The sequence below is a fragment of the Brevibacillus sp. 1238 genome (assembly GCF_029892995.1).
GTDB lineage: Bacteria > Bacillota > Bacilli > Brevibacillales > Brevibacillaceae > Brevibacillus > Brevibacillus parabrevis.
Window position 1 is genome coordinate 43,211 of sequence record NZ_JARXWC010000001.1, and the last position, 16,625, is coordinate 59,835.

At 51.3% G+C, this 16,625-nt stretch carries 17 protein-coding genes; all 17 read left to right on the forward strand.

Going from position 1 to position 16,625, the window contains the following annotated elements; all coding sequences use genetic code 11:
- Positions 1–94 precede the first annotated feature (94 nt).
- The 17 genes from M2298_RS00195 to M2298_RS00275 all read left to right on the forward strand — a co-directional run bounded on the left by M2298_RS00195 (position 95) and on the right by M2298_RS00275 (position 16,477).
- Positions 95–319, forward strand: a complete 225-nt coding sequence (locus tag M2298_RS00195; RefSeq protein ID WP_122962765.1) for a hypothetical protein — start codon at positions 95–97, stop codon at positions 317–319.
- 36 nt (positions 320–355) lie between these two features.
- Positions 356–1,921: a PucR family transcriptional regulator gene (locus M2298_RS00200; RefSeq protein ID WP_280648080.1), complete on the forward strand. Its 1,566-nt coding sequence runs from the start codon at positions 356–358 to the stop codon at positions 1,919–1,921.
- A 288-nt stretch (positions 1,922–2,209) separates the two neighbouring features.
- A complete protein-coding gene (locus M2298_RS00205) occupies positions 2,210–3,820 on the forward strand; it encodes an OPT/YSL family transporter (protein WP_173598476.1) in 1,611 nt (536 codons plus the stop codon).
- Between the two features lie 21 nt (positions 3,821–3,841).
- Positions 3,842–4,903, forward strand: coding sequence for a DUF917 domain-containing protein (locus M2298_RS00210; protein WP_173596026.1), 1,062 nt, complete (start codon positions 3,842–3,844; stop codon positions 4,901–4,903).
- Positions 4,904–4,966: 63 nt separating this feature from the next.
- Positions 4,967–5,911, forward strand: coding sequence for a DUF1177 domain-containing protein (locus M2298_RS00215; RefSeq protein WP_280648081.1), 945 nt, complete (start codon positions 4,967–4,969; stop codon positions 5,909–5,911).
- A 76-nt stretch (positions 5,912–5,987) separates the two neighbouring features.
- Positions 5,988–6,662, forward strand: a complete 675-nt coding sequence (locus M2298_RS00220; protein ID WP_217021863.1) for an AroM family protein — start codon at positions 5,988–5,990, stop codon at positions 6,660–6,662.
- Between the two features lie 106 nt (positions 6,663–6,768).
- A complete protein-coding gene (locus tag M2298_RS00225; protein ID WP_280648082.1) occupies positions 6,769–7,101 on the forward strand; it encodes a hypothetical protein in 333 nt (110 codons plus the stop codon).
- A 196-nt stretch (positions 7,102–7,297) separates the two neighbouring features.
- Positions 7,298–7,999, forward strand: coding sequence for a TerC family protein (locus tag M2298_RS00230; protein ID WP_280648083.1), 702 nt, complete (start codon positions 7,298–7,300; stop codon positions 7,997–7,999).
- Positions 8,000–8,001: 2 nt separating this feature from the next.
- Positions 8,002–8,874 carry a LysR family transcriptional regulator gene (locus tag M2298_RS00235; protein WP_217021866.1) on the forward strand — a complete coding sequence of 291 codons (873 nt, stop codon included), beginning with the start codon at positions 8,002–8,004 and terminating at the stop codon, positions 8,872–8,874.
- A gap of 179 nt (positions 8,875–9,053) precedes the next feature.
- Positions 9,054–10,133 (forward strand): AbrB family transcriptional regulator, encoded by a 1,080-nt coding sequence (locus tag M2298_RS00240; protein ID WP_280648084.1) that lies wholly within the window; start codon positions 9,054–9,056, stop codon positions 10,131–10,133.
- 278 nt (positions 10,134–10,411) lie between these two features.
- On the forward strand, positions 10,412–10,624 hold the full coding sequence (locus M2298_RS00245; RefSeq protein WP_122962775.1) for a hypothetical protein: 213 nt from the start codon (positions 10,412–10,414) through the stop codon (positions 10,622–10,624).
- A 567-nt stretch (positions 10,625–11,191) separates the two neighbouring features.
- A complete protein-coding gene (gene qoxA / locus M2298_RS00250) occupies positions 11,192–12,169 on the forward strand; it encodes a cytochrome aa3 quinol oxidase subunit II (protein WP_122962776.1) in 978 nt (325 codons plus the stop codon).
- 21 nt (positions 12,170–12,190) lie between these two features.
- Entirely contained in the window at positions 12,191–14,161 is a 1,971-nt protein-coding gene (locus M2298_RS00255) for a cbb3-type cytochrome c oxidase subunit I (protein ID WP_122962777.1), read from the forward strand.
- Between the two features lie 2 nt (positions 14,162–14,163).
- Positions 14,164–14,766, forward strand: coding sequence for a cytochrome o ubiquinol oxidase subunit III (gene cyoC, locus M2298_RS00260; protein ID WP_173596270.1), 603 nt, complete (start codon positions 14,164–14,166; stop codon positions 14,764–14,766).
- A 1-nt stretch (position 14,767) separates the two neighbouring features.
- Entirely contained in the window at positions 14,768–15,085 is a 318-nt protein-coding gene (gene cyoD, locus M2298_RS00265) for a cytochrome o ubiquinol oxidase subunit IV (RefSeq protein ID WP_063228404.1), read from the forward strand.
- 137 nt (positions 15,086–15,222) lie between these two features.
- Positions 15,223–15,747 (forward strand): GNAT family N-acetyltransferase, encoded by a 525-nt coding sequence (locus tag M2298_RS00270; RefSeq protein WP_122962779.1) that lies wholly within the window; start codon positions 15,223–15,225, stop codon positions 15,745–15,747.
- Between the two features lie 160 nt (positions 15,748–15,907).
- Positions 15,908–16,477: an FAD-dependent oxidoreductase gene (locus M2298_RS00275; protein WP_063228402.1), complete on the forward strand. Its 570-nt coding sequence runs from the start codon at positions 15,908–15,910 to the stop codon at positions 16,475–16,477.
- Positions 16,478–16,625 lie beyond the last annotated feature (148 nt).

Genomic DNA, 16,625 nt, shown 5'->3' on the forward strand with positions numbered 1-16,625 from the left:
TGCAAACCAGCACCAGGCGTACTATGATAACAACAAGGATGGCAGTCGCAGACGGTACCAAAGCGAACGGGCCGCCACAAAGGAGTGAGTGAAAATGGCAAAAAGCAGCGCGCGCAAGCATCGGGAAAAATTGGCGCGGGAAGGCAAGCGCAACCCGGAGTTGAACAGGAGCATTTTCGTGTTTGCTGACATGAGACAGCGAGCGACGAAGACAAAAGCGGAGAAACTGAATCAGCACAAGCACAAGAGATCGTTGTCCTATCAAAGTGATGACGGTCTTTTTTATTGCCGTTTTTCTGCCCTCCGCATTTTGTGGTAGCATGTAGCCAAGAGTCAAAAGCGAAGAGGTGAAGTCATGGAAAACTCTCCTTTTACCGTCGAGCGGCTGTTGCAATTGCCTGTGTTTCGCGGATCGGAAATCATGGCCGGACACGCAGGAATCGCCAAAGAAATTTATTACATAAGCTCCGTGGAAATGCCTGATTTGACAGGCTTTTTGCGGCCGAACGAACTGATTATTACGACAGGTTACGCGTTTCGGCATGAGCCGATGCTGCTCTGCCGCTTGCTGGATGAAATGCATCGGATTGGCAGTTCGGCTATCGGCATCAAGACGAGGAGAGTCATTCAGGAAGTGCCTGCGGAGGCGTTGTACAAAAGCAATTTGTACGGTATCCCGCTGTTTGATATCCCGCTGGAAAATTCGTTTATCGACATGACGCATGCCGTGATTGACCAGGTGCTTCAGCGCCAGGCGTTTTTGTTGCGCGAGGTGCGGGAAGTGAACCAGCAGTTTACCAATCTCGTCCTGAATCGGCGGACGACCGAGCTTGTCGTATTGATCGGGAACATGCTCGCTTGCGAGGCGGCTGTGCTGAAAGAGGACGGGGAAATCGAGAGTGCTACGTCGCAGTTTGATGTTAGGCAGATTCAACAAAAGCGGCCGATCCAGGTGGGCAGCAGGGTGATGGGCTATCTTGCCATTTCGCGCGAACTGAAAGAACAGGAACGCTTCGAACAAATGTGCCTGGATCATGCGGTGACCGTGTTGGCGATTGACTTTACGATCCGCCAGTCACAGCAGTTGCAACGGGAACGAGAGCAGGAGTCGTTTTTGGTCGAGCTGTTTTCCGGTTCTGCCCACCAGGAAGACTTGCTGCGCTACCGGGCCAAGCAACTGGGAATCTCGCTCAGGCAATATCATTACGTAATCGTCATGCGTGTGCAAAGCAAGGTTGAGATGGCGCAAAAGGAACGGGATGAACAGCTTGCGCAGGTGTACCATCTGCTGTTGCAAAAGCTGAACAAGCCAGGGGTGCATGCACGCAAAGGAGTCGTCATCAACGATTCGCTGCTCGTGCTCTGTTCATCGGCTTTTGCCGAAGCGGACAAGCAAAAAGCGGAAGCGGAAGCACTCATGAGGGAGCTGGCGCTTCTGCAAGAGGAGTTTTCGGCCCAGTGGCAGCTTGCTGTAGGAATCGGGGGAGCGCGCGAGCATTTGGCAGACGTTCCGGCTAGTTCGCGCGAAGCGTACAAAGCGATTGCTGTCGGAGCCAAGACGCGACCGAAACAGGAAATGGTGCATTATCACGAGATTCTCGTCGAAGACTTGCTGCTGGACAACACAGGTCATCCGGTGCTGGCGGCGCTCACCTCCATGCTGATCGAGCCGCTCGTCCGCTACGACGAAGAGTACGGGACAGAGTTGCTGGCGACATTGGGCGCTTTTCTTCAATCGGGGGGAAATACAAAGCGGGTCGCAGAGGAAATGTTCATTCATCGCAACTCGGTCTTGTATCGGCTGGAGCGAATTGGCGAGATTCTGCAAACCGATTTGAATGATCCCGAGGTGCGGTTTCGTTTGGATGTCGCCATGCGAGTCTGGAAAACGCAGGGAGTCGACATTCATTCGTTCGAATAACGACAGGCCGTTTGTGATCGTGCCCAAAAAAGGGTGCGAACTTTTGGGACGCTTCCCATAGGGGAAAGCGTCTTTTTTTTGTTAAAGTGGAAAAACACAGAATAGAAAGAAACGTGGCGCAAAAGGGGGGAAAGCAACAAAGCTTTTGGCCAGCGAACGTGGAGGCGCTTTCATGGCAAAAGGCGAAGCGGATTGGCAATACTAGCCAACAAATAAGTTGGATTGCAAAAAGGCTATTTTCCATTTTTTCTTTTCATCATGATTCATTCAACAAAGGAGGCGCTACTTATGCAAAAAGACAAGACACCACGAGAAAAACATCCCTCCGCATTTGAGCCAATGACGCTTATTCTCAATATCGCCTTGTCCGTATTCGGGGCGATGATCGGGATGCAACTGATTACTTCACTCGGGGTCACACCGAGCACATCGATTATCGGGGCGATTGCCGCGATGCTGATTGCGCGCATTCCGATGGAGATTTTCTCCAAATACCGCTCGACTCATCGGCAAAATCTGGTGCAAACGTCGATCTCCTCTGCGACGTTCGGGGCTGCCAACAGTTTGTTGATTCCGATCGGGATTCCGTTTGCGATGAACATGCCGGAGCTGATTATTCCGATGCTGATCGGGGCTGGACTGGCGATGTTTGTGGACACGGCCCTGTTGTACAAGCTGTTTGATTCGAAAATTTTTCCCGCTTCCGGGACATGGGCACCTGGCGTAGCAACGGCCGAGGCGATTATCGCCGGAGACAAAGGCGGCAAGCGCGGCGTGTTGCTGGGAGTCGGTACAGGCGCTGGATTGTTAGGCTCGTACCTCGGCATTTCGATGTCGGCGTTCGGGGTGGCGTTCATCGGGAACATCTGGGCGCTCACGATGTTCGGAATCGGTCTTTTGCTGCGGCAATATTCCGTTCCGTTGTTCAATCAAGACTTGAACGCGCTGTACATTCCGCATGGCTTCATGATCGGGGCCGGGATCGTCGCGCTGTTCCAGGTAGCTTTTATCATTTTGAAAAAGAAAAAGCCTGCTGCGGCCACCGCAGGAAACGCGAACAATCCCGAGGACAGCTACACCCAAAATGAAAAGACGACATCCCGCATCTTGGGGCTTGGCTTCGTCGCATATCTCGTCGTAGCGCTGATTGTTGCGCTTGCAGGCGGATTGATGACGGACATGTCGTTTGGCATGCTGATCGGCTTTCTGTTGTTCGCCGCTTTTGCTGCCTATGTTCACGAGCTGATTGTGGGGATTGCGGCGATGCATTCCGGCTGGTTCCCCGCGTTTGCGATTGCACTGATCACGCTGATTATCGGGATGATGATTGGCTTCCCGCCTGTCGCGCTCGCTCTTCTGGTCGGCTTTAGCGCAGCGACCGGGCCTGCTTTTGCCGACATGGGCTACGATTTGAAAACCGGCTACATTTTGCGCGGCCAGGGCGCAGACGCGGCTCTGGAGGTAGACGGTCGCAAGCAACAGTACATTACCGGATTGATTGCCTTCGGGGTTGCGCTCATTACCGTTGCTTTTTCCTATCAAAGCTTTTTCTCGCAAGGCTTGATTCCGCCAGTAGACAAAGTTTACGCCAGTACAATCGCAGCAGGCACTTCCCCGGAAGTGGCCAAGCAGTTGTTCCTGTGGGCGATTCCGGGTGCGCTCCTGCAATTGATTGGCGGCTCCAACCGTCAGCTCGGCGTCATGTTTGCCACAGGTTTGCTGATTCTCAACCCGAATGCGGGCTGGGCCGTACTGGCGGGAATTTTGATCCGCTTTGTCGTCCTGAAAGTGAAGGGCAAACAGGCGGAAAGCACACTGAGCATTCTCGCAGCAGGTTTTATCGCAGGTGACGCGCTCTACAGTTTCTGTAACTCCCTGATCAAATTCGCGAAAAAATAAAGCAACTGGAGGAGAAACGAAATGGCGAAAATCATACTGGATCAAGCAATGATGGAAGCGGCCGTCTACGGCGGAGCAGTCCTTGGCGGCGGCGGGGGCGGCTGGATCGAGGATGGCATGGAGACAGGACGTCTCGCCCTTGAAGTCGGCTCTCCTGTCCTGGTGACAGCAGATGAAATGAATGACGATGACTTGTTGGCAACCGTTGCGCTGGTCGGAGCGCCTGCTGCGGAAAATCAGTACGTCAAGCCGATGCACTACGTACGCGCTCTGCAACTGCTGGAAAAGACGATCGGACAACCGATCAAAGGAATCATCACCAATGAAAATGGCGCCGGAACGACCGTAAACGGCTGGTTCCAGGCCGCAGTGACGGGATTGCCCGTAATCGACCTGCCTTGCAACGGCCGTGCCCATCCGACTGGTTCGATGGGAGCGATGAATCTGCATGAGGTAGAGGGCTACATTTCCCATCAGGCGGCAGTCGGCGGCAAGGATGAGCTTTACCATGAAGTATGTGTGAGCGGACAGTTGCAGCAGGCGGCAGGTCTGGTGCGCAAAGTGTCGGTCGAGACGGGCGGTCTGGTAGTCGTGGCCCGCAATCCGATCAGCGTAGGCTATGCCCGCGAGCATGGAGCGCCAGGAGCGATCAGCCAAGCGATTGAAGTGGGGCAGGCACTGCTCGGGGCAAAAGGCGAGGCTGCGATCGAAGCTGTGTGCCGAAAATTGGGCGGGCGCATTGTGACGGCAGGCTCCGTAGATGAATGCGAATTGACGACAGCGGGCGGTTTTGACGTCGGGCGCGTAGTGATTAGCGGGCACGAGATGACTTTCTGGAACGAGTACATGACATTGGAGCACAAAGGAGAGCGGCTCGGCACGTTCCCGGACCTGATCATGACACTCGACGCCAATACAGCGAAGCCGATTGTTTCGGCGGAAATCGAAAAAGGACAGCAAATTGCCGTCATTCACGTCCCGAAAGAGAACTTGCTTCTCAGCGCGACGATGCGAAACAAACAACTGCTTGCCGCTGTGGAAGGTGCCGTGGGCAAACAAATCCTGCCTTATCTTTTCGGCTAGAAACGATTGATTCCACATCACATCACGAGACAACATCTATGTTCGGATCTAGGAGGAGCAACCATGTCTTTGAAGCAAACGATGACTGTTTTTGAAACGATGGACAGCGCCTATGTGAATGGCGAAACGATCAAGGAGCTGTTTACCGCCTACCCCGGCGTTTCGGTTACCGTGCAAACGGTCGCAGGAGCAGAAGGCAGCACCGATTTCGTAAAAATCGTCGTACCGGGGAAAAACGGCAAGTCCACTGGCGGCAGCGCGCGAACATTCGGGATTATCGGCCGACTTGGCGGAATCGGAGCGCGTCCGAGCCGGATCGGGATGGTATCTGATGCCGACGGCGCTGTAGCTGCAATCGCTTGCGCCTTGAAGCTTGCCGAGATGCAAAAAAATGGCGACGTTCTCGATGGCGATGTGATCATCAGCACGCACATATGCCCGAATGCGCCGACACAGCCGCATGAGCCGGTCGATTTCATGGGATCGCCTGTCGATATTTTGACGATGAATCGCTATGAAGTCATCGACGAGATGGAAGCGATTCTCTCGATTGACACGACAAAAGGCAACCGCATCGTGAACCATAAAGGAATCGCTATCTCGCCAACTGTCAAGGAAGGCTACATTTTGCGCATCAGCGAAGATTTGTTGCGGATCATGGAAATGACGACAGGGCAGCTGCCTGTGACGTTCCCGATTACGCAGCAAGACATCACGCCGTACGGCAACGATCTTTTTCACATCAACAGCATTTTGCAACCCGCTGTCGCCACCGATGCTCCGGTAGTCGGAGTAGCGATTACGGCCCAGACGGCTGTTCCCGGATGCGGCACAGGCGCAAGTCATGAGACGGATATTGCGCTCGCGGTCAAGTTTGCGGTTGAAGTGGCGAAAGAATACACGAACGGCACAACCAGCTTTTACGACGAACAAGAATTTGCTCATATCAATCGCCGCTACGGCTCCATGAAAATTTTTCAAACGATGGGCGTGGAAGCGCACAACTAAACAAGCGAACGGGGAGAGCTGGATTCTCCCCGTTTTTTTACAAACAAGCGATGTGGAAAAAGGAGGCAAGCAGCCGATGAGAAAAGTAGGAATGATTACGATTGGACAAGCACCGCGGCAAGACATTGCGCCGATTGTAGAAAAGCATTTGGCGGGCCGGGCGGAGCTGGTCCAGGCCGGGGTGCTGGATCAGATGACGAAAGCGGAGATTGCAAGCAAGCTGGCTCCGACTGCGGGCGATTACGTGTTGACTTCGCGCCTGACAAGCGGCGAGTCTGTCGTCTTGTCCAGGGAACGGATTCAGCCGATTTTGCAGCAAAAAATAGCGGACATGGAGCGGTCAGGAATCCGCAACATTTTGCTTTTGTGCACGGGAGTCTTTCCCGGACTGCGCGCAGAGCAGGCTTTTTTGCTGGAACCGGATCGGATCATTCCGCCCATGGCAGCAATTATGGCAAAAGGCCGCAGACTCGGGGTGCTTGTGCCTTTGGCCGAGCAGGTGGAAGCGCTGCGGGAAAAATACGCGCCGCATGGCTTGGAGCCAATATTTGCCGTCGTCTCCCCGTTCGCGCTGGACCGGGCGGCATACCAGGCGGCAATCGAACCGCTCAAAGACAAGGTCGATGTCCTGCTCATGGATTGCATGGGGTATACGGAGGAAGCGAGAGAGCTTGTGAGCGAACTGACCGGATTGCCTGTTGTATTGTCCAGCGCTTTTATGGCGAAGCTGATAGCGGAGTGGTGCAGTTAGGCTCGCCGCGCGGTCATGCTTTTTGCGCATGTTATGGTTGTTGAAAGCATGGGGATTGCTTATGCTAGAAGGGCAACTATATATAGAAGAAACGAGGCATTTGTTTATGAATGACCGTTTGGCGAATGCGGCCAGTTCCGATGTTCATCCCGATTGTGCGAGAGCAATTCGGCAACTGCTTCAGATGAAAGAACCGAAGCGAGAAGATTTTCTGGCCTTGCGCACTTACGGCAATGACCGTTATTCGGCAATGGGCTGGGAAGAGCTTCAGTCCTACATAAATGAAAAGACGGTCATTATCGTCGAGCAGTTTGAGAATGAGCAAAATATCATATCGGCTTTGCGTTGGGTAGCGCGGGGCTTGCCTGTCTGGCATGCGATCCGCAAAGTAAAGGCCGACTACTCCGTATACGGCTACAAGGGACAGGGCAACAACTAATGCAATCGCGTTAGATGAATCCCTCAGCCAGCCGCAATCGAACGAAAACAGAGTCTGTCGCGATGGGCAGACTTTTTCTGTGCCTGAACCTGAACTGTTTCCAGCTAAAAAGTGCAGGCAAAAGCGAAAAAAATACTGCAGATGAAAACGAAAAGGTCTATTATTGTCACTATCATCGCCTACGGAGGGAGCCATCATGACAGAATTGTTACTTAGCTTACTACAAATCATCATCGTCAATCTGGTCTTGAGTGGGGACAATGCCGTCGTTATTGCGCTGGCTTGTCGTAACTTGCGTCCAGAAGTGCAAAAGAAAGCTGTTTTCTGGGGCGGATTCGGGGCAATCGGACTGAGAATCATCCTGACTTTCATTGCCATTTGGCTGCTGCAAATCCCGTTTGTCCAAGTTTTGGGCGGACTGCTTTTGATCGTGATCGCGGTCAAACTGCTCAAAGGCGAGGAAGAGGATGCCCGCATTGATAGCGGTTCGAACATGATGGAGGCTTTGAAAACGATTATTTTTGCCGATTTGATCATGAGCCTGGACAACGTCATCGCCGTTGCAGGTGCGGCAAATGGCAACATGCTGCTGGTCGTCATCGGGCTTGCGGTCAGCATTCCTTTGATTGTGTGGGGCAGCCAGCTTTTGATGAAGCTGATGAATCGGTTTCCGATCATCGTCCTGCTGGGAGCGGCATTGCTTGGGTACACAGCAGGCGAGATGATCGTCGGCGACAAGGTAGTCGGAGCTTTTCTGGAACAACTGTTGCCTGCTTTGCATGTCATTTTGCCGGTCGCTTTGGCGCTCGTGGTCATTGCTGTGGGCACGTACCTGAAGCGCAAGGGTGAAAAGTCAGAGGAAGGCAGCGCCGCGCAAGATCACGCGGAGACATTGTAGCCATGGAATACCGCGACTGGTCGATTTTGCGAACGCTGTATCAGGAACAAAACATTACCAAAACGGCGAAAAGCCTGTACTTGTCCCAACCTGCTTTAACCAAGCGTCTGCGGCAAATCGAAAAAGAATTTGGCGTGCAAATCGTGCAGCGCGGCAGAAGGGGCGTTCACTTTACACCGGAGGGCGAGTATTTGGCGAACTGTGCAGACGAAATGCTCGTCCGACTGCGCAAGATCAAGGAACATGTGGCGAATATGGGAGAAGAGGTTAGCGGCACTTTGCGCCTGGGCGTCTCCAACTACTTTGCCCGCTACAAGCTGCCAGGGCTTTTGAAGCTGTTCAAGCAAAAGTATCCGCTGGTGGAATTTAAGGTGGAGACAGGCTGGAGCAAAGACGTGTACCAGGCCGTTTACAACCAGGATGTGCACCTTGGCTTCGTGCGCGGTGATTACAATTGGCCGGGGGGCAAGCAGCTTTTGTTTGAGGAAAGCGTGTGCATTGTCTCGCAAACTCCGCTCGATTTAAAAAGCCTTCCTGACTTGCCGCGAATTGATTACGAGACTGATCCGCTTTTGCAGACATTGGTGGATAGCTGGTGGACACAAAATTACTCCTCGCCGCCGAGAATCGACATGGAAGTAGACAAGGCTGACACGTGCGGCGAGATGGTCGCGAGCGGGCTTGGCTACGCCATTTTGCCCCGTCTGGTGGCAGAGGGCAAGGAAGGGCTGCATCTGATCGAGCTTCTGGATGCGGCAAACCAGCCGATCAGGCGAAGCACATGGATGTTTTACCATGAGGAATCCATGGAGCTGCAAAATGTAAAAGCGTTCGTCCGCTTTATGCAACAGATGGATTTTCCTCATTCCTATTAACGCGTTCGTCGCTGCCCGAGCAAGGAGTGCAAGCTCCACGCGGGCAGCTTTTTCTTTTGTGCCATTCGCGAAACGAATCGATCGCGATAACGATTCGGTATTTTTCAGCTGTTTTCTTCTGGCGTACACTGGAACTGTACAAAAGATCGCAACGCCAGACAGGGAGAGAAGGAATCAGCATGAACTTGCTTCGAATAGGGCTTGCACTGTCGCTCGGAGCGGCTGGAGGCTGGCTGTTTGCTCTCGTTCACAGCCCGCTTCCATGGATGATCGGTTCGCTCGTCGCCACCGTCGCTGCTACGATGTTGGGCAGCAAAAACTTGTGGATTCCCGGTTGGTTCCGTCAGGCGGGACTGATCGTGATCGGCATATCGCTTGGCCTGCGCATGACGCCGAGTATTTGGCAGACCATGACAGATCATATCGGTTTGATGCTGATCGCCACCTTGTTCACCGTGTTGCTCAGCCTGTTCAACGCGTGGCTTTTTTACAAAATCGGCAAGGTGGATCGAATTACTGCTATCTTCAGCAACATACCGGGCGGGCTGTCGGAAATGGTGTCGATTGGACAGTCCATCGGCGGCAATCAGCAGATCATCTCCATTTTTCATTCGATCCGCGCCGTCATGATTGTGCTGTGCATCCCCTTTTTGATTTCCTGGATATCCGGGAACCACAGCTCGACTACGGGGGTGTTGGCGAGCGGCCAGCAGCTGGCATGGCTCCCGACTGTGCTTCTGGTCATCGCCAGTTCGCTTGCTGCCTTGCTCGCAGCGCGCTGTCGCGTGCCAGCGCCATACCTTCTCGGGCCATTGCTGATTGCCGCGATTGTGTCGCTGAACAACCCGTCGGGCAATGCAAATCCGCTGCTGGCGGGAGAGCTGGTCAAGGCGGCGCAAGTGATGATCGGGGTGAGTATCGGCCTTGGCTTTCGCAAAGAGGAAGTCCGGCAGCAAAAACGCTTCTTTCTATTCGCCGTCATGCATGCTCTGCTGCTGTTCGCGATCGTAACAGCGATGGCTGCCGGCATGACTTATTTGGCTGACATGGAGCTTGCGACAGGCATCCTGGCGACTGCGCCCGGCGGAATCGCGGAAATGAGCCTGACTGCGATGACGATCGGAGCCGATCCGTTGCTTGTGACCGCCTTCCAGTTGTTCCGCGTCCTGTTTGTCCTGACGTTGTTCTCTGTTGGCGGGCGCAGTTGGGGCAAAAGGCACAGGAATGAGGCGGCTGCCACTTTGGAAAAGACAGCTTGATTGGTTGATGGGCAAGGCAAAAGGGAACAAAAGAGTCTGCCGTTTTTCGCAAAAGCGAGGCGGCAGGCTTTTTTTGTCCGCTTTTTCCCTGTTTCACAATTAAGACACAAAGGAAAAATGTAACAACATAGACCGCAAGAGGTTTGCGAAAAAACTTTTGACAAATTTTCAATCAAAATTTGAACAAAACATGAACAAAAAGTGAATTTTGTGTTACAATAAGTTCAACAAAGAAAACGAGCAAAGACGAAAATCCAAAACGACAGGGGTTTTAAATCATGAATACAGATAAAAGAGCCGCAGATGTGCTGAGATGGATTGCCTGGACCGCAATTGCAATTGGTGGCCTGCTGATGGCGTTTACTGCAAGCGATTTCAGAGCAGAGAACTTCCCGTTGATGGTATCGATTGGTTTCTTGATTGCAGGAATGAACATTTTCATTATGAGCACCGTTTTCCGCCTGTTGAATCTGCGTAAGCAAGAAGTGTAAAGAGCGATGACAAATTCATAGACAAAACCTCTCATGAAGCTTCCTTTTTAAAATGAGAGGTTTTTTTCTGTGAAAAATGTCTCGACGTTTTTCATGAAATGAGATGTGACCGCTTGCGGTCAACAAAACGGTCATGACCGTTTGTTTGCCTTGATCCAGCCCCTTCTTCTGGCGATGTCCAAAGGAAGGGGCTGTTTATTTTAAATGAAACAACGCAAAGGCGGCAAAACGGCTGGATATCGCGACCAATTTTGGATGGAGATGTGCATCGCAGGGGATTGTTAACAAGAATTTGATCAACTCGTGACTGGTTCGTGAACACTTTGTCACAGAAAAGCTACGAATTATTGAACGTCCGAAAAAAGAAGTACAAAAGTTCTCCGTCTCTGATAGTATGTATATGCGGTTAGTTGATATGTTCACTTACGTTAAAATTCTCTGCTGAGTCCTGCTCGAAGATGGATTCCATCCTCTGTCGTGAAAGACTCGGAGGGGAAGCGGACGCGAATAGCGGACACATCATCAGTTAGAGGCTTGTTGTTTTGTGAAAGAGGAGGGATTAGGAGAATGAGTGGAGGAAAAATGCTGAGGCAAATCCACTTTTGGATCTTGGCAGCGTTAACCACCGTCCTGCTTTCAGGCTGTGGTAGTGAGTATCTTGTCTTGAATCCGAAAGGGCCTGTAGCAGAGACGCAGTACAATCTCATTATTATTTCCACGATATTGTGCGCCGTCATCATCGTTCCGGTTCTTGCGCTTACCGCTTTTATCGTGTATCGATATCGGGATAAACCGGATAACAAGGCGCCTTACAAACCTGAGTGGGCACATAACTCGGTCCTTGAAGCAATCTGGTGGGGCATTCCGGTAGTCATCATTGCGATCTTGGGTTACTTTACCGTTCGCGATACGTATGTGCTGAAGGAATCTCCGAATAAAGAAGTAGCACCGATGACCGTTCAGGTTACCGCATTGGATTGGAAATGGATGTTCACTTATCCAGAACAAAACATTGCGACGGTCAACTACCTGGAAATTCCGGTTGGTGTACCTGTTCATTTCCAAATTTCCGCAGAAGCTCCGATGAACTCTTTCTGGGTGCCATCGTTGGGCGGTCAGGTTTACGCGATGGCAGGTATGGCGACTGAGCTGTATTTGCAAGCAGATGAACCAGGCGAATTTGCTGGATTCAGTTCCAACTTCTCTGGTGAAAAATTTGCGCACATGCAGTTTAAAGTAGTAGCGAAACCGCAAGAAGAGTTCAATAAATGGGTCAGTGAAGTAAAAGGCACTTCCCCTGCTATGACAAAAGAAGATTACAACGAGCTGAAAAAACCAGGATTGGCTGAGGAAAAACTGTACTCTGCATTCCCGGAAGGCTTGTTTGAAGAGATTGTTCAAAAATACGGTCATGGCCATGATATGGACCATGTAATGCAAAAGCAGCCTGCTCCGACAGGCGATAAGTCAAAAGAAACCTCGCAATTGCCACCAACTGACATGAGCAACATGCCTGGAATGGATCATTCCAGCATGAAACATTAGGAGAGGGAGGAGGAATACCACGTGTGGGAGGACATTAAGGATTTTGCATCCACGTTCTTTGTAACTGGTGACCCACTGATTTACGGTGCGGACGTATCGATTGTTTTGACAATGCTCGCGATCGTGTTTGTCCTGACCAAATATAAAAAATGGGGTTGGCTCTGGCGCGAGTGGCTGACTACCGTTGACCATAAACGTATCGGGATCATGTACCTGATTGCATCGCTCCTCATGCTGTTCCGCGGTGGGGTTGACGCCCTGCTGATGCGTTTGCAGCTGGCATTCCCGAATTTGGAATTCCTGCATGCCGATCACTATAACGCGATCTTTACGACTCACGGTACGATCATGATTTTGTTCATGGCGATGCCGATGATGTTTGGTTTGTTCAACATGGTTGTTCCGCTGCAAATCGGTGCGCGCGACGTTGCGTATCCGTTCCTGAACGCGCTCAGCTTCTGGCTGTTCTTCCTTGGCGCGATGCTGTTCAACCTGTCGTTCGTTATCGGGGGCTCCCCGGACGCTGGTTGGTTGTCTTATCCGCCATTGTCACAAAATGATTTCAGTCCGGGACCTGGTCAAAACTTCTGGATCTGGGGTATTCAAATTTCCGGTATCGGTAGTTTGGCAACAGGTATCAACTTTATCGTTACGATTCTCAAAATGCGTGCACCAGGAATGACTCTTTCCAAAATGCCGCTGTTTAGCTGGTCGGTATTGTCTTCCAGCATCATGATTATCTTTGCTTTCCCAATCTTGACTATTACAATCGCACTTTTGTTCCTTGACCGTTTCGCAGGTGCTCACTTCTTCACGATGGACGGCGGCGGTAACCCGATGATGTACCTGAACCTCATCTGGATGTGGGGTCACCCAGAGGTATACATCGTAGTTGTACCAGCATTCGGTATTTTCTCTGAAGTAGTTGCGACATTCTCGCGCAAACGCATTTTCGGTTACAAATCCATGGTGTGGGCTTTGATGGCGATTGCGATCGCGTCCTTCTTCACATGGGCTCACCACTTTTTCACAATGGGTACAAGCGCCAGCGTTATCGCGTTCTTTGCGATATCGACGATGGTCATTGCGATCCCGACCGGGGTTAAGGTATTTAACTGGCTGTTTACGATGTTCCGTGGTCGGATATCCTTTAAACAACCAATGCTGTGGACCATTGCGTTCATTCCTTGCTTCCTCGTAGGGGGAGCGACAGGTGTCATGCTGGCGGTAGCTCCGGCAGACTACCAGTACCACAACAGCTACTTCCTGATTGCCCACTTCCACCAAGTGTTGATCGGTGGGGTTGTGTTCGGTTACCTGGCAGGTATTTACTACTGGTGGCCAAAACTGTTCGGCTTCAAGCTCGATGAGAAGCTCGGACGTTGGGGCTTCTGGTTCTGGAATATCGGTTTCTATATTTGCTTTATGCCGCAATACGCGCTCGGTTTCATGGGTATGACACGCCGTTACTACACATACGGCTGGGATCGCGGTTGGGAAGACCTCAACCTCGTATCGACTGTCGGTGCCTTCATGATGGGGATCGGTTTCATCTTCCAAGTATGGCAAATTACGTACAGCATCAAGCATGGGGAACGGGATACAACAGGCGACCCATGGGATGCGCGTACACTGGAATGGTCGATTCCATCTCCAGCACCGTTCTACAACTTTGCTGTCGTTCCGAATGTAAAAGACTCGGATGATTGGTGGGCAACAAAACAAGCGAAAGCAAACGGCACGTATAAAGAAGAGCCGGTGCATCTGGAACCAATTCATATGCCGAAAAACTCGGGTATTCCGATTATCATGTCGACCTTCTGGTTCCTGATTGGATTTGGTTTCACCTTTGGATGGGTATGGATGGCCGTAGTTGGATTCATTGGAGTTGCCGTGTGCATGTGGGTACGCTCCTTCCAATACGATACGGATTATTACGTACCGGTGGATGAAGTGCGTCGCACGGAGGCTTCACTGGGGAGGGTGTTGTAATGATGGCTAATCATCACGACCATAGTCATGGCCATGACCATCATGAAGAGCATGAGCAACTCAAGGTTCTTGGCTTCTGGATTTTCGTTGTAACGGACTGCATTTTGTTCGGTACGCTGTTTGCTACCTATGCGGTAATGATGCATAGCTTTGCAGGCGGACCGACTGGAAAAGAATTGTTTGAACTGCCTGGGATCATCGCTTCAACCTTTATCTTGTTGACCAGTAGCTTTACCAGCGGACTTGCTGTACTGGCGATGAACAAAGGGAAAGTAAAAGAGCTGATCGCCTGGCTCGCTGTAACTGCTGTTCTCGGTCTTGCGTTCGTCGTGCTGGAGGTTAACGAGTTTACGCATTTGATGCACGAAGGTGCGACCATGGCTACTAGCGGCTTCTGGTCCGCGTTCTTCACACTGGTCGGTACGCACGGTTTGCACGTTTCCGTTGGTCTGTTCTGGATGGTAGCGCTGATGATGCAGCTGAAGCGCCGTGGAATTAATGCGGTAACTCGCCGCAAAGTTACCAACCTGAGCTTGTACTGGCACTTCCTGGACGTTGTGTGGATCTTCCTCTTCACAGTCGTCTATCTGATGGGGGTGATGTAAGATGACACAACATCAAAACCATGGCGGTCATCAAGATCACGGATCGCTGAAGTCTTACGTGATCGGTTTCGTTCTCTCGATTGTGCTCACCATCATCCCGCTGGTGCTGGTCATGAATCAGATGCTCGAAAAAACGGCTCTCGTAATCACGATTCTGGTGATGGCCATCTTGCAATTCGTTGTTCAGCTGTTCTTCTTCATGCACATCCGTGAGGGAGAAAAGCCGCGCTACAATGTACAGACACTGATTCTCGGACTTGTGATCGTGTTCACGATTATCGCAGGTTCCATCTGGATCATGATGTTCAACAAGTACTAAGAAGCAAGGGTAATTTTCAAAAACAAACAAGGCGTGATGCGAGCGATTGGCTGCTCGTGTCACGCTTTTTTTCTTGTCCAGCGGCGATGTCCATGCTAAGATAGACGGAATTTATTGACAAAAAGGAGAGAACAAGCATGTCGGAGACGCCGTATTTGGTCAAGCCGTCAGTCGAGCGCAAACAGGAGTATTTGGCTTTTTACGAGGAATGGAAGCAAAGCGGGGAACCGTTCGTTCCATGGGTGATCGGGCACGATCCGCATGATTTTGAGACTTATCTGGCATTCATGGAGCGAGAGGGAAAGGAAGAAAACTTGCAAGCAGGTTGGGTGCCGCACTCTACTTACTGGCTGGTCGATGGAAAAGAGCAGATCGTCGGGGCGGTCAACATTCGCCATCGCCTGAACGAACGGTTGCTGAACGTCGGGGGACATATTGGCTACGGCATCCGGCCCAGCGAAAGACGCAAAGGCTACGCGACGGCAATTCTTGCCCAAGCGCTGGACAAGACGAGGGAGCTTGGCCTGGAGCGGGTGCTGGTCGTGTGCGACAGTCACAATATCGGTTCGGAAAAAACGATTCTCGGCAACGGCGGGGTGTTTGAATCCGAGGTGATCGAAGAGGATGGCAATGTCGTGCGGCGGTTTTGGATTCGTCTGTAAGGTTTTGCGCCAAAGCCGTGCATCGTTTTCTGCGAAGATTTCATACTATTGAAGGGTGCAGAACGTCTTCGCGAGATTTTCAGAGAAGGGAAGGCTTTTCTTTTCACAAACAAAGTATATAATTATGTCTTGTAACACATTTTGGAAAGGGGAGATTTCTTTGTTTGATATCGTGATTATTGGAGCAGGTCCAGCGGGAGGCAGCGCAGCGATTTTCGCTGCAAAAGCAGGCAAAAAGACGCTGTTGATTGACAATGACAAAAGCATGACCAAACGCGCTTGGATGGAAAACCACTATGGCATCATGGAAATCTCTGGCCCTGACCTGATTGAAACGGGGAAAAAACAGGCTGCGAAATTCGGAGCAGAGCTGGTGGAAGACCAAGTAACCAACGTGACGAAAACCGAGCAAGGACTGGTAGTCGAAACGGCGGAAAAAGGCTCGTTCGAAGCGAAGCACGTCATTTTGGCGACGGGAGCAGTCACAGCTCTCGCGGAAACAATCGGCTTGAATACGAAAGATGGCACGGAGCCAAGAATCAAAACAATAGTAGATGTAGACGCGCAAGGAAAAACGAACATCGACGGCATTTGGGCAGCGGGCACGTGCGCAGGCGTGAGCGTACATACGATCATTACTTCTGGCGATGGCGCCAAAGTTGCGATCAACGTCATCAGCGAGCTGAATGGCGAGCGTTATGTCGATCACGACGTGTTGAAAACGAACTAAGCGAAAAGTAAGGCACCTTCTCTTTTGGGAGAGAAGGTGTTTTTGTATCGCGCGAAGAGAAGGAGAAGCCAGTTGAGTTCTCCAATATTTTTTTACAGACAAATGGTCAAATTTGAATATAATAAGGAATATTAGTTTGATTTGACTA

Coding starts and splice junctions, on each gene's coding strand:
- M2298_RS00195 (WP_122962765.1), top strand. CDS start 95: ATGGCAAAAAGCAGCGCGCGCAAGCATCGGGAAAAATTGGCGCGGGAA.
- M2298_RS00200 (WP_280648080.1), top strand. CDS start 356: ATGGAAAACTCTCCTTTTACCGTCGAGCGGCTGTTGCAATTGCCTGTG.
- M2298_RS00205 (WP_173598476.1), top strand. CDS start 2,210: ATGCAAAAAGACAAGACACCACGAGAAAAACATCCCTCCGCATTTGAG.
- M2298_RS00210 (WP_173596026.1), top strand. CDS start 3,842: ATGGCGAAAATCATACTGGATCAAGCAATGATGGAAGCGGCCGTCTAC.
- M2298_RS00215 (WP_280648081.1), top strand. CDS start 4,967: ATGTCTTTGAAGCAAACGATGACTGTTTTTGAAACGATGGACAGCGCC.
- M2298_RS00220 (WP_217021863.1), top strand. CDS start 5,988: ATGAGAAAAGTAGGAATGATTACGATTGGACAAGCACCGCGGCAAGAC.
- M2298_RS00225 (WP_280648082.1), top strand. CDS start 6,769: ATGAATGACCGTTTGGCGAATGCGGCCAGTTCCGATGTTCATCCCGAT.
- M2298_RS00230 (WP_280648083.1), top strand. CDS start 7,298: ATGACAGAATTGTTACTTAGCTTACTACAAATCATCATCGTCAATCTG.
- M2298_RS00235 (WP_217021866.1), top strand. CDS start 8,002: ATGGAATACCGCGACTGGTCGATTTTGCGAACGCTGTATCAGGAACAA.
- M2298_RS00240 (WP_280648084.1), top strand. CDS start 9,054: ATGAACTTGCTTCGAATAGGGCTTGCACTGTCGCTCGGAGCGGCTGGA.
- M2298_RS00245 (WP_122962775.1), top strand. CDS start 10,412: ATGAATACAGATAAAAGAGCCGCAGATGTGCTGAGATGGATTGCCTGG.
- qoxA (WP_122962776.1), top strand. CDS start 11,192: ATGAGTGGAGGAAAAATGCTGAGGCAAATCCACTTTTGGATCTTGGCA.
- cyoC (WP_173596270.1), top strand. CDS start 14,164: ATGGCTAATCATCACGACCATAGTCATGGCCATGACCATCATGAAGAG.
- cyoD (WP_063228404.1), top strand. CDS start 14,768: ATGACACAACATCAAAACCATGGCGGTCATCAAGATCACGGATCGCTG.
- M2298_RS00270 (WP_122962779.1), top strand. CDS start 15,223: ATGTCGGAGACGCCGTATTTGGTCAAGCCGTCAGTCGAGCGCAAACAG.